Origin of the sequence: uncultured Marinobacter sp., assembly GCF_947488835.1 — a bacterium.
Classification (GTDB): Bacteria; Pseudomonadota; Gammaproteobacteria; order Pseudomonadales; family Oleiphilaceae; genus Marinobacter.
In genome coordinates this window covers 1,571,224-1,583,134 of record NZ_CANLBK010000001.1, presented here as the reverse complement: position 1 = coordinate 1,583,134, position 11,911 = coordinate 1,571,224, and the positions used below count along the sequence as shown (strand labels likewise).

Annotated in this window: 14 protein-coding genes; 13 read left to right on the top strand and 1 reads right to left on the bottom strand. The window is 50.0% G+C overall.

Going from position 1 to position 11,911, the window contains the following annotated elements; genetic code table 11:
* The first annotated feature begins 358 nt into the window (after positions 1-358).
* From Q0824_RS07340 to Q0824_RS07285, 12 genes are all read left to right on the top strand, one after another.
* Entirely contained in the window at positions 359-748 is a 390-nt protein-coding gene (locus Q0824_RS07340; protein WP_298449560.1) for a DUF3465 domain-containing protein, read from the top strand.
* Between the two features lie 64 nt (positions 749-812).
* Positions 813-1,148: an excalibur calcium-binding domain-containing protein gene (locus Q0824_RS07335; protein ID WP_366521630.1), complete on the top strand. Its 336-nt coding sequence runs from the start codon at positions 813-815 to the stop codon at positions 1,146-1,148.
* 54 nt (positions 1,149-1,202) lie between these two features.
* Entirely contained in the window at positions 1,203-1,607 is a 405-nt protein-coding gene (locus Q0824_RS07330) for a hypothetical protein (RefSeq protein WP_298448899.1), read from the top strand.
* Between the two features lie 157 nt (positions 1,608-1,764).
* On the top strand, positions 1,765-2,250 hold the full coding sequence (locus Q0824_RS07325) for an RDD family protein (RefSeq protein ID WP_298448897.1): 486 nt from the start codon (positions 1,765-1,767) through the stop codon (positions 2,248-2,250).
* Between the two features lie 192 nt (positions 2,251-2,442).
* On the top strand, positions 2,443-2,814 hold the full coding sequence (locus Q0824_RS07320) for a DUF805 domain-containing protein (protein ID WP_298448895.1): 372 nt from the start codon (positions 2,443-2,445) through the stop codon (positions 2,812-2,814).
* Positions 2,815-2,963: 149 nt separating this feature from the next.
* Positions 2,964-4,004 carry a diguanylate cyclase gene (locus tag Q0824_RS07315; RefSeq protein WP_298448893.1) on the top strand — a complete coding sequence of 347 codons (1,041 nt, stop codon included), beginning with the start codon at positions 2,964-2,966 and terminating at the stop codon, positions 4,002-4,004.
* A 15-nt stretch (positions 4,005-4,019) separates the two neighbouring features.
* A complete protein-coding gene (locus Q0824_RS07310; protein WP_298448891.1) occupies positions 4,020-4,673 on the top strand; it encodes a 2'-5' RNA ligase family protein in 654 nt (217 codons plus the stop codon).
* On the top strand, positions 4,664-5,746 hold the full coding sequence (locus Q0824_RS07305; protein WP_298448889.1) for an endonuclease/exonuclease/phosphatase family protein: 1,083 nt from the start codon (positions 4,664-4,666) through the stop codon (positions 5,744-5,746). The genes Q0824_RS07310 and Q0824_RS07305 overlap by 10 nt, the downstream gene beginning before the upstream one ends.
* 70 nt (positions 5,747-5,816) lie before the next feature.
* Positions 5,817-6,680 (top strand): phytanoyl-CoA dioxygenase family protein, encoded by an 864-nt coding sequence (locus tag Q0824_RS07300; protein ID WP_298448888.1) that lies wholly within the window; start codon positions 5,817-5,819, stop codon positions 6,678-6,680.
* An 89-nt stretch (positions 6,681-6,769) separates the two neighbouring features.
* Entirely contained in the window at positions 6,770-9,145 is a 2,376-nt protein-coding gene (locus Q0824_RS07295; RefSeq protein ID WP_298448887.1) for a glycerophosphodiester phosphodiesterase family protein, read from the top strand.
* Between the two features lie 194 nt (positions 9,146-9,339).
* Positions 9,340-9,558 carry a VF530 family protein gene (locus tag Q0824_RS07290; RefSeq protein ID WP_298448886.1) on the top strand — a complete coding sequence of 73 codons (219 nt, stop codon included), beginning with the start codon at positions 9,340-9,342 and terminating at the stop codon, positions 9,556-9,558.
* Between the two features lie 37 nt (positions 9,559-9,595).
* Complete coding sequence (locus Q0824_RS07285; protein ID WP_298448885.1) at positions 9,596-9,766, top strand: hypothetical protein; 171 nt, start codon at positions 9,596-9,598, stop codon at positions 9,764-9,766.
* On the opposite strand, the gene Q0824_RS07280 is transcribed toward Q0824_RS07285, so the two are convergent.
* Positions 9,767-11,257 (bottom strand): helicase HerA-like domain-containing protein, encoded by a 1,491-nt coding sequence (locus Q0824_RS07280; RefSeq protein WP_298448884.1) that lies wholly within the window; start codon positions 11,255-11,257, stop codon positions 9,767-9,769.
* 206 nt (positions 11,258-11,463) lie between these two features.
* Between Q0824_RS07280 and Q0824_RS07275 the strand changes: the two genes are divergently transcribed.
* Complete coding sequence (locus Q0824_RS07275) at positions 11,464-11,823, top strand: VOC family protein (RefSeq protein WP_298448883.1); 360 nt, start codon at positions 11,464-11,466, stop codon at positions 11,821-11,823.
* Positions 11,824-11,911 lie beyond the last annotated feature (88 nt).

The following is an 11,911-nucleotide window of genomic DNA, read 5'->3' as shown; positions in this document are numbered from 1 at the left end:
GCTATGGACGCGCTTGCTAGTTAAGGATAACGGCCGATGACCTCTTCAGTACGACTGCAGTCTCTCGATTTCAATTCCAAGCACTTCGCCTCATTAAGCTTATTGGACACAGCTATGTCTGTGGATGGTGTACTGCTGTTTGAAAGAAAACTTAGAGCGGCTATACGAAATGGTAGGGCGGGGAAGGTGCGTCGTTATTGCAAAAATGGAGAGGTCGCGTGATTACAGAGTGTGAAAAGTTTTGGTTTTTTATAAGGTCTATTTTTATAGATAAAGCGTATTTCACAAAAGTCGCGTTTTCGAAATATCAAAGAGTTCTATCTAATAATGTGTTGTAGGTCATGAGAAATAATTGAATATGAAAAATTTATTAATAATATTAGTTTTATCGACTTTATCTGTTTCTAGTTTTGCAGGTGGGCAGTCGATTTCCTCTGCTTACGAAGCGAGAGCTAGCAATGTACAAGTTAGCAACACTGGAATAGTCATTAAAGTTTTAGCCGACGATAATAAAGGTTCTCGTCACCAGAGGTTTATTCTTGAGCTGTCATCAGGTCAGACGGTTTTAATATCCCATAATATTGATTTGGCTCCAAGGATAAATGCAATAAATACTGGCGACTCTATCGAGTTTTATGGAGAGTATGAGTGGAACTCTAAAGGTGGTGTGGTTCACTGGACACATCATGATCCTGCAGGTCAACACGAAGATGGCTGGCTTAAGCATAATGGAGTTTTATACAAATAGCCCTATAACTAAAACTGCTTTGGGCCGACAATAAATACGGAAAAAGACTGACCGTGCTTATTAAATGGCCAAGAGTGATTCGTTGCAGCCCTGTCAATTTAGGATGTTGAGTTTGAAAAAAATTATTCTCGTAGCACTTATCGGGTTTGGTGCGTGGAACTATTATACAGAAAACCGAGATTCTACGCCTAACCCTACGCCGCGCACTTCTGGAATAGCCGAGATTCGTAGAGAGGCACCTGTCCAGAATTTCCAAACTAGCTTCAGATGTGACGGACGCCAGCATTGTAGTCAAATGACATCTAGGGCAGAGGCTGAGTTCTTCATAAGAAACTGTCCAAATACAAAGATGGATGGTGATCGTGACGGTATCCCTTGTGAAAACGACTCCCGGTTCTAACCGCAACAGCTATAGAAAGTGCATATACGCTTCGCTCCGGAACGCCACAATGCTATGGGTGATACACTCTATAAACGGGGAATGTATATTATGAAAAAAATAGTACCAGTATTAATTTCGGTACTTATCTCTGGCTTGGTTCAGGCTCAGGAGGTAACGAAAGAGCAGTGGGTTTCAGCTATGAAAATAGTGTTGCCAGCAGCAATGTGTCAATCGGCCGAGTTTTTCAGACAGTGTTATAAGGTTTCAGCAGTCGAGTGTGAAGAAGTGGCTTCATCTACAACACGCACTTGTCTTAATAATCTCGATGCTAAAATGCCCTCTAAACTTGTCCTGCCTGAAGATGGAGCGTTTTGGGGTGACAAGGTCGGCCAGTGTGCCGGTGTTGCATATAGCACTGTGGTTCAAGAAAAATTCGCAAATAATGAAAAATGCCTTAATTCCGGAAAATGGAAATAAATAGGTGTTTTGCAGCGAAGTTGCGTGAATGTTATCTTTTAGTTTATTAGGTTTTCTGCTGTTTATCGAAAATGAAATGTAATTTCCTTGTTTCCTATATTCTACATGTCATGTACAACGAAAAAATCATCAACCATAAACTCGTAAAGGAGTTGAAATGAGCAGTAAAGCAATAGAGAAGTTTGGAGCAGCATATGAATATGCAGGATTTTGGATCAGGGTTGGAGCATCATTGATTGACGGTATTATTATTTTATGTATTACAGTTCCCGTTTTATACATGATCTATGGGGACTCATATTTCTATTCTGAAGATTTTATATTGGGTGGCGCTGATTTTCTGATTTCCTATGTGCTGCCTTTTATCGCGACAGTGTTGTTTTGGATGTATAAATCAGCCACGCCAGGAAAAATGGCGGTAAAAGCTATTGTCGTTGATGCTCGGACTGGAAATAGCCCTACAGCTCAACAGTCGGTTATTCGCTATATTGGATATGTTGTTTCTACCATTCCTTTATTTTTGGGTTTGTTCTGGGTGGCGTGGGATAGCAAGAAGCAGGGTTGGCACGACAAAATGGCAGGTACCGTCGTGATCCGCCCAAAGAACAGAGGCGTTCAAAGTGTTGAGTTTACAGAAAGCTGAGAACTAGCCTATATCAATCAAGCCGGGATGGAGCATATTAGCTGCGATTCCTTTTGGTAGAAGACATACGGCAACGATCGGACTTTGCCCTGATATTTATAACGTACTATCGAATGCGCACCTACCTTCAGCCGACAGCACGCCCCACTGTCGTCTGGCCAATGAAAACTGGGGCAAGAAAAGGGAATTTGAATGAACTGGTATCTACAAGTCTTGAAAAAATACGCCGTATTCAACGGCAGAGCGAGAAGAGCGGAATATTGGTGGTTCGTTTTGTTCAATATCATCATCAGTCTTGCTCTTGGAGCAATTGATGGTGTTACTGGGACGTTTAGCCCAGAAGCCGGGTTGGGCTTGCTTGGCGGGCTATACACACTGGCTGTTTTGCTCCCCAGCCTAGCGGTAACCGTGCGCCGGCTTCATGACACTGGCCGGAGTGGCTGGTGGTTTCTAATGGTGTTTGTTCCGCTTATCGGTGCAATCGTGCTGCTGGTGTTTATGGTTCTGGATAGCAAGCCTGGGCAAAACCAGTACGGTCCGAATCCAAAGGACGCAACTGCCTAACCAGATTACTCAGCGGGTGGGCTTGGCCCCCCGCTGAGCCCCGTCTTTCAGACTAAAGTGCCTCATTTTACTTTCGTCACTTGTGATAAGCGCGAAGAGCAGTATTCTATTTAGAAACCACTGAATTTCGGCCATAACAGAGCTTGCGTATGGAAGTTAGCGCCAAAGCGCCAACCGCTTTAATCGAAGCAGGATACTGGGTTAGCTCCATTCTTTTCTGGAGTGTAACCCTGATTCTGTTGATATTGTTGCTGGCTGGCGCATGGTGCCTTCTGCGTTACCGCCGTGCTTTGGATGCTCAAAATTTGTTAGTGCAGGAGCTGCGCGAGGGCGCGGATTCTTTTCGTTATCTTGTTGAAACTGCCCACGAAGGAATTGCCGTGGTGCAAGATACACGGCTGGTATACCTGAACCCGCGCATGTGTGAAATGAGCGGGTATGGTGAAGCTGAGCTCAAGGCGTTGCCGTCCTTCATGCCCCTCATTCATCCCTCTGCACGGGATGAAATGATGGCAAATTATCAGCGCCGTATTGCAGGGGAGGGAGCACCGCATCGTTACGAAAGCCTGTTTCTACGCAAGGATGGCACCAGTTACCCTATTGAAATAAGTGGTGCGGCGATTGTTTGGGGTGGGCAGCCTGCAACACTGAATATGCTCTCTGATATTTCCGACCGTAAGGCGGCTGAAGAAAAGATTTTGTACCTGGCGCACCACGACAGCCTCACTGGCCTCGTAAATCGCTCAGTGCTGAGGGAACGCTTACAGCACACCATTGGTTTGGCGCAGCGTAGTAAAGATCCGTTTGCCGTGTTATTCATCGACCTTAATGCCTTCAAGCAAGTAAATGATACCTACGGGCACGAGGTGGGAGACGCTTTGCTGCAGCAGGTGACTCAACGCATCAAGCAGCAACTGAGAGACACGGATACCTTTGCCCGTATAGGCGGCGATGAGTTTGTAGTCTTGCTGCCCCAAATAAATGGCAACCACGGGGTGAAGCAAATCATGGCCCGCATTGAAGAGGCTATGGCTGAGCTCTTTCAGATTCAGCATCATACGCTGCATTGCCATGTGAGCCAGGGTGCGGCGCTATACCCTGAAGATGGAACATCGGTAGAGGCGTTGGTGAGCCAGGCTGATAAAAATATGTATGCAGATAAATGCAATTACTACGAAAGCGATAATTAATCCTCCAGCACGATATTGCTCCTGCGCATCGGCGGTATTTTGTTTATGTATTCCGACTTCCTGGCTCAGAAAACGACGCACGAAACCGAGCTGCGAGACTTTCCCGAGTGGCATGGGGGCATTGAACATTTTGGTTTCTGGGCGATTGAGGTATCAGACGTCGATTGCCTGAAGAAAATAAGCACTCATCAAGACTATCTTTCCGATAAACTGCATTCTGGCTACTTACGGCAGCCTCATATTACCCTGGCTCTGGAGGGGTTGCTGGAGGATGGCGCTGGCCTCGGAACCTCGATAACGAAGAATGTTAAGCGGTTGGAGGCGTGCAATCTGCAGGCGTTCCCTTTGTGGTTAGCCGGCTGTAACAGTTTTTCCACCTGCCCTTACCTGCAAGTTATTGACCCAGGTGATAACTTAAGCGATATACGTAGATGCTTGAGCAGCGCTCAGCACGCCGGTGACCCCAAAATATACACGCCACACGTCACCCTTGGCTTTTATAACAAAGCCTACGATACGTTTCGTATTTCAAAAGACTTATCAGAAATACAATCTCCAGATTTAGAGTTCACGGTTGATGAAATCGTATTCGCTCAATATAGAACGAGTGAAGTGCAAGGGCCTTATCGGGTTGTACATCGCATAAAATTGGGGGGGTTATGGATTTAGTCATTTTAATCGCTACCGGCTTGCTGGTAGTGGCTACGCTATTGCCAATATGGCGTCATCCTCATTGGTTCGTGAGGGGAATGGATTTTCCCCGCCTGCAACTGGCGGCCGTTGCCGCACTACTAATCCTGATGCAAGTCTTGCTCCTTGATCATGCCAAGGCTCAGACGTGGCTTCTTGTTAGTGTCACACTGGCTTGTTTTGCTTGGCAGCTGTGGTGGATTCTGCCCTATACGGTTTTCTGGCGAGCAGAAGTTAAAAGAGCAAAGTCCCCCAGCCCCGACCGCAAACTAAGCATCCTTACGGCCAATGTGCTAACACCCAACAAGCAGGCTGATGCCTTGTTGCGGCTGGTGAACCAGCACCAACCGGATGTACTGGTAACGCTGGAGTCTGATGCATGGTGGCAGGGTCATCTCGATACGCTGCAACAGGACATGCCCTACAGCATGAAATGTCCTCTGGATAACCTTTACGGCATGCATGTGTATTCCCGCTTGCCGCTTGATGAAACTGAAATATCCTACCTCGTGGAAGAGGGTGTCCCGTCAATGCACGCCTTGCTTAAGCTGCGTTCGGGCGACCAGGTACGCGTGCATTTTCTTCATCCTACGCCACCAAGCCCCACAGAGAATCCTGAGTCCGCCGAACGGGATGCTGAACTGGTGATTGTTGCCCGAAAAGTCGTAGACAGCGACCAGCCTTTGTTAGTGACCGGGGATTTGAATGATGTGGCCTGGTCAGAAACGACGCGGTTGTTCCGTAAGCTCAGTGGGTTGCTGGACCCGCGGGTGGGGCGAGGCATGTTTAACACGTTCCACGCTAAATACCCTTTCCTGCGCTGGCCATTGGATCACCTGTTCCATAGCCACCACTTCACCCTGATTTCGATTAAACGCTTGCCGTATTTTGGCTCAGATCATTTTGCGCTATTCACGGAGTTGTCGTTCAGCCCTGTGCGGGGCGAGGATCAGGAGGGGGTGAAGGCCGACGCTGATGATAAATCCTGGGCTAATTCTATCGCTGACGAACAGGATGTGGATTCGAAGGATGTACCTGCGCCGGGTGAATAGACAATAATACTGGCTCTGCTGTTGGTGTGCCCTGTAGGCTTCCGGCGCGTGTCATTAGGAGCACTCGAAAGTGAATCAACCCAAAAACATTGATTCCGTAGTTGAGCTGCAAGGCGACCTTGCGCGGAAACACAAAGCCTATGTGCCCACCGAGGCGGAAGCGACGAAAGCGCTGGTTGCTCAGGATTTCGAAACCCTGCAGAGAAACGGCTATGTGATTATTGAAGGGTTGCTCAGCGATTCGGAACTGGAATCAATCCGTGCGGAAGCCTCGCCGCTGCTGAATAAGCCCGGCCGCAATAATTTTGAGGGTGTGAAAACGCAGCGGGTTTACAATGTTCTGGAACAAACCCGGGTTATTGATTCCCTTGCCGTTCACCCGAGAATTACCGGCCTTCTGAATCGGCTGTTTCAGCCAAATTATCTGCTTAGCCAGGCTCAAATAATCAACATCTTGCCGGGAGAAGCCGCCCAGCCGCTGCATTATGATGATGGCTTTTATCCCTTACCTCGCCCCCGTAAGCCCCTTGGTGCGGCTACGGTATGGGCGATTGATGAGTTCACAGAAGATAATGGCGCAACGGTTCTCATCCCGGAAAGTCATTTGCTTGGGCAGGAGATTGTCACCGATCGCAGTAAGGTCATCCCAGCCGTTATGCCTGCGGGATCAGTTGTGTTCTTTCTGGGCACAACTTGGCACGGTGGCGGTAGTAACCAATCGACATCATCCCGCCTTGCGGTTACCTGCCAGTATTGTGAGCCTTGGCTTCGCCCACAGGAGAATTTCTTTCTGGAATTAAGCCAGGAAACCTTGGCTGCCATTCCTGAACAATTGCTGAGCATGGTCGGCTATTCGATTCATCCGCCGTTTATGGGCATGGTGAATGGTATGCACCCCAAGCGCACATTGAGTGGTAAGACTAAGGGCAGCTAATACAGCGCTTTGTCTTATTCCTGCAACAGCCCCGTCATTTTCCTTCCGTATGCTGCCCTCTCGATTTGAGCAGCAACGGAGAGTGAAGCATGAGCAAACAGTTCCTTTACGTGATGATGCTGGCGGCCATCGCCGGCCTCGCCGGATGTAACAGCGATTCCAACAGCGGCAGTGTTGATTCACCAATAACCAAACCAGACCCAACCCCCGATCCGGAACCAGAGCCGGAGCCGGAACCCCATCCCAAGGTGTTGTTGGAGGAAAGCTTTGATGCCGTTGCCGATGGCAAGCTGCCCGAAGGTTGGGTAGCCATGAGCGGCACGGAGGATATGTTTTACACCAACAATGGCAGCCTGTTTGTAGACGGCCGGGGAAATAACTACACCCCCGTCAGCCTGAAATTACCCGAGACGCTTCAAGACAAAAGCAACTACCGCATTGATGTTGTGTTTACGATTCAGGAAGCCAATACCCAGACCCGCTGGGTTGGTTTCCAGTATCGCGTAGGCATGGGTGTCGAGCCCTACTATCAAATGGCGATTCGCCAGAAAGCCACTGCTGAAAACGGTACAGAGCACGCGCTCCGCAACCAGGGCGAGTGGGCGATTTTAGACAAGCAGCGGTATTCAGAAAACATTGCATCGGATCAGTTATACACCGCCACAATCGTGGCCCATGGCGATCGGGTTCAACACTTCCTGAACGGGCAGTTGATGCAGGATTCTGAATTGGACAGCCAGTTTGCCCAAGGGGGCGTGGCTTTCCAGGCGGCCGGTAGTCTTCTTCGGGTTGATGAAGTGACGGTGACCGAGCAATTAACAGCACTGCCGCCACTATCGCCTATGGCTGAAGTAGCAGAATTGGAAACTGGCGCTTCCATGGCTCCGAGCATTGCTACCGCTGTGCCGACCCTGGCTGAACTGGCGCTAGAGCCGTCCCTCCCGATTTTCTTGAAGCTCGACGACCAGTTGATGCTGACGACCGAAGACGGCGGCAGTTTGGGCTATTTGGACAGCCTTCTCGAAAATGAGCAGTTCAAAGCTCTGCCAATGTTTTATGTAACCTCACAGGCCGCAGTGGATGCGCTGGTTCCCGTGGTAGAGAAGCATCAGTTGTTCGACATCACTCTGGTATCGAACAATGCAGAGATTTTGCAGGATGCACGGGAAAAAATGCCGATGATCCGCGCGGCGATGGACTTCACGGGTGCGGGCCTCACAACGGCTCCGGCAGATCTTTTGAGCATCTCGCAGGAAACCAACCGGGCTAAAGCCAAGATTGCAATACTGCCGGCGCCTCTGCTGGATAAAGCCTCTGTGATATACCTTCAGAACCGTCTGGTATCTGTTTGGGGCAATCTGGTAGCGCCAACCAACGAGCAAACCACTGACGTGCTATTGGCCGGTGTGAATGGCTTGGTGACGGATACACCGGAGCAGGCCCAAGAGTTCCTGGCCAAACTGCCGGAAAACACCCTGTTGAGAAAGCCTCTGATAGTGGGTCACCGAGGTGTGCCATCACTGGTGGCAGAAAACACCGTGGCCGGCGCTGTGAAAGCCGCCGAGTTGGGAGCGGATGCGGTTGAATCCGATATCTACCTCACCAAGGACAATCACATTGTCGTGATACACGATGGCACCGTAGATCGGACCACCGACGGCACAGGGCCGGTTGAGGAAAAAACGCTGGATGAACTGAAAGCGCTGACGGTTGAAGGCGCACACGATGTGCCGACAATGGATGAGTTCTTTTCCGCCTTGAAAGGTAAAGAGGTAGTTCATTTCATCGAGATAAAGAGCGGCAAGCTTGAGATAGTGGAGCACTTGAAGCAGGCGATCGATCGCAACGACGTTTGGGACCAGGTTGTCGTAATCTCATTCAACTCTGATCAGTTGCTGAAGCTGCAAGAAGTAATGCCCGGCGTATCCGGTGGCTTCCTGACCGGCTTTGCTACCGACAGCAATATGACGAAAAACCTACGTCAGATTCTGAAGGCGACTCAGTTGTATTCGTCTACCTTCAACCCTTCCTACAAAAACCTGTCGCCGTCGGTTATGGAGGCATCCAAACACCGTGGAACAACCTTCTGGCCGTGGACGTTCCGGGATCAAACCGAAGCAGAAAGCTACTACCTTGCCGGCACCCATGGCATGACGACGGATTACGCCCAGTGGTTTAGCGATTACCCCGTAAGCGTTGAGCCGGTGGTGGGTACCATTAATGTAGCAGCCAATGTTGGCGTGACAGCGGATGTGAACCTGACCACGCAGCTGGGCGATAGCCGGACGGCTGAAGCAAATCGCTTTATTGTGCTGGCCAGCACAGCGGACTACACCAACGATGGTGCTTCGCTTATGTTTACAGCGCCTGGCACGGCGACCGTTCTTCCCGTGTATGAGTACACGCTGGGTAACGGAGCCGCCTATCGCGTGATAGGCGCACGGGTGGCAGTAAACATTAACTAAAATGAGTCTTGGGTAGCACCAAGCGTTTTTACTACCTTTAAGGCATGGGGCTTGCACCCCGTGCCTTTTTTGTTTGGCTTATGGAAGGATTACCAGGCAACCGGCCGCTTTTCCTTTAGTTCTGTGGTCAATTGGCGTTACGCTATTCCTGTGAGGCAAGAGAAAGGGCAGCTAACCAATGGTGAAATTAAAGTATGAGCAATGAGCAACCGAATAACCCTCTGCACGGCATCACGCTTGAGCAAGTCGTAACACGGCTGCAGGAACACTATGGCTGGGACGGGCTGGCCCAACAGGTCAATATCAATTGTTTCAAAAGTGATCCTTCGATCAAGTCATCCCTGAAGTTTTTGCGTAGAACCCAGTGGGCCAGAGACAAGGTTGAAGGCTTGTATCTATCAACGTTTGCTTGAGCTAGCGGCTCACGCCATTCGCGATCAGGAATATTGCATGTCGAAGAAAGTAGTTATGTTTGAGTACGAGAAAGAAACAAAAAACAGTGTGCGCTTCAAGGAAGTACCTGAAGAGGGCACCGCTCCTGTTGTGGGTACTTTGTATGTTCAGAAGTGGTTTGCGGGAAGCAGTAAATCGATCGAGATAACGATCGATAAAAAAGACTAGCTAGCGCCCTTTAAACAGCGAACCTAGCAGGCCCCGCAGAAGTCCCCGCGACATCTCCCGCCCCATCGTACGCGCTATGCTTTTCATCAGGGTTTCAAATACGCCCTGGCGATTGGATCGTCGTGGCTGAGCGGGTTTTTTGCCTTTACTGGCAGGTGCTTCGTAAACCCGGTTATTGTCAACGTCTGCCTGCTCGGCTTCTTTCGCGGCCTTGTCCGCACGCTTTTGCAGTATTTCGTGGGCAGACTCCCGGTCTATTACCTCGTCGTAGCGAGGTCCAAACTCACTGCCGTTGAGAATGAGATTGCGTTCTGCAGCCGTTGCTGGCCCCAGACGTGAAGAGGGAGGGCGGATAAGCGTTTGGTCCACGATGGAGGGCGACCCTTTGGCATCGAGGGTAGAGACCAGGGCTTCGCCCACACCGAGTTCTGTTATGACTTTTTCCGTATCCAGGGCAGGGTTTTGCCTGAAGGTTGAGGCAGCAGCGCGAACCGCCTTTTGATCGCGAGTAGTGAAGGCTCTTAGTGCGTGCTGCACCCTGTTCCCGAGCTGCCCGAGTATTTTGTCGGGGATGTCAGTAGGGTTTTGTGACACAAAATAGACACCCACGCCTTTGGAGCGAATTAATCGCACCACCTGTTCGACTTTTTGCAGCAATGCTTTTGGAGCATCCTCAAACAGCAGGTGAGCTTCATCAAAAAAGAATACGAGCTTGGGTTTTTCAGGGTCGCCAACTTCGGGCAGCTCTTCAAACAACTCAGCCAATAGCCAGAGCAGAATGGTGGCGTATAGCTGAGGCCTTTCGATCAACTGATCAGCGGCCAATAAGTTAATGTGCCCGCGCCCTTCTGAATCGCACCGCATCAAATCGGATAGCTCCAGTGCAGGCTCTCCAAAGAATTGATCTCCGCCTTGCTGCTCCAGTTGTAACAAGCGGCGTTGTATCGCACCTACCGATGCTTTGCTCACGTTGCCATATAACGCCGTGAGCTCCTTCGATTGCTCCGCCACAAAGGTCATCAAAGCACGCAGGTCTTTAAGATCCAGCAAGGCCATGCCGTGGTCATCTGCAAGTTTGAAGGCTATGTTGATCACGCCTTCCTGGGTGTCGTTCAGTTCCAGAAGGCGGGAGAGCAACAGCGGGCCCATATCGGAAATGGTGGCCCGCATGGGGTGCCCTTGTTTGCCAAATACGTCCCAGAATACGGTGGGGAAGCCTTCGAAGTTGTAGGGTTCAAGGCCAATCTGTGCCGCGCGCTTGGTAAGAAATGGCTTGGTAGTGCCGGGTTGTGAAATGCCAGATAAATCGCCTTTCACATCAGCCATAAACACCGGCACACCCTGGGCAGAAAAACCTTCCGCCAGTATTTGCAGGGTAACCGTTTTGCCAGTGCCCGTTGCCCCGGCAATCAAGCCGTGGCGGTTTGCGCGGCGTAGCAACAAACTCTGAACATTAGTGCCTTTGCCAATGAATACTGAATCTTCCTGCACCGGTTTTGCCTCTTTTTGGTTATTAGCTGATTTTGTCGCCGGCCATGGACAAGGGCAGCCCATAATTTGTTTGCCCGGGAGTGTGCGAGATTTATCAGTATGGTTGAAAAACTGATCAATGGTTAATATGGGTTTGGTGAGCCTTAACTCGGAGGGCGACAGGGGTAGCACGATTAACATCAGCGATACGCATAAGGGAGAACCCCGTGAAAGAGACTGGTAAAATCAACTACGTGGAAATGCCGTCACGAGACCTTGTAGCCACAAAGAAGTTCTTTGGTGATGCATTCGGGTGGTCGTTTATCGACTACGGCCCTGAGTATGTGGCCATTCAAAACGCCGGTCTGGATGGCGGGTTCTTTAAATCAGACCGTGTGGCGACGACCAGCAACGGAAGTGTGTTGGTGGTTCTTTATAGTAGCGATCTGGAAGCCACGCTCGATAAAGTGAAGCAGGCTGGTGGGAAGGTTGTTCTGGATATATTCACTTTCCCCGGGGGTCGCCGTTTTCACTTCAGCGATCCGAGTGGCAATGAATATGCTGTTTGGACAGAGCCAGGTGCTTAACAAGTCCGAGCGGAACCGGTAACGCCAGGAAGAAAAGAGCTGACCTTTTTGATGGCCCGGAACTGGCCGTTTATGAATAACCGCAAGG

Excerpts from the sequence above, each read along its gene's own strand:
- Q0824_RS07340 (WP_298449560.1), top strand. The coding sequence starts at position 359 with ATGAAAAATTTATTAATAATATTAGTTTTATCGACTTTATCTGTTTCT.
- Q0824_RS07335 (WP_366521630.1), top strand. The coding sequence starts at position 813 with ATGGCCAAGAGTGATTCGTTGCAGCCCTGTCAATTTAGGATGTTGAGT.
- Q0824_RS07330 (WP_298448899.1), top strand. The coding sequence starts at position 1,203 with ATGGGTGATACACTCTATAAACGGGGAATGTATATTATGAAAAAAATA.
- Q0824_RS07325 (WP_298448897.1), top strand. The coding sequence starts at position 1,765 with ATGAGCAGTAAAGCAATAGAGAAGTTTGGAGCAGCATATGAATATGCA.
- Q0824_RS07320 (WP_298448895.1), top strand. The coding sequence starts at position 2,443 with ATGAACTGGTATCTACAAGTCTTGAAAAAATACGCCGTATTCAACGGC.
- Q0824_RS07315 (WP_298448893.1), top strand. The coding sequence starts at position 2,964 with ATGGAAGTTAGCGCCAAAGCGCCAACCGCTTTAATCGAAGCAGGATAC.
- Q0824_RS07305 (WP_298448889.1), top strand. The coding sequence starts at position 4,664 with ATGGATTTAGTCATTTTAATCGCTACCGGCTTGCTGGTAGTGGCTACG.
- Q0824_RS07295 (WP_298448887.1), top strand. The coding sequence starts at position 6,770 with ATGAGCAAACAGTTCCTTTACGTGATGATGCTGGCGGCCATCGCCGGC.
- Q0824_RS07290 (WP_298448886.1), top strand. The coding sequence starts at position 9,340 with ATGAGCAATGAGCAACCGAATAACCCTCTGCACGGCATCACGCTTGAG.
- Q0824_RS07285 (WP_298448885.1), top strand. The coding sequence starts at position 9,596 with ATGTCGAAGAAAGTAGTTATGTTTGAGTACGAGAAAGAAACAAAAAAC.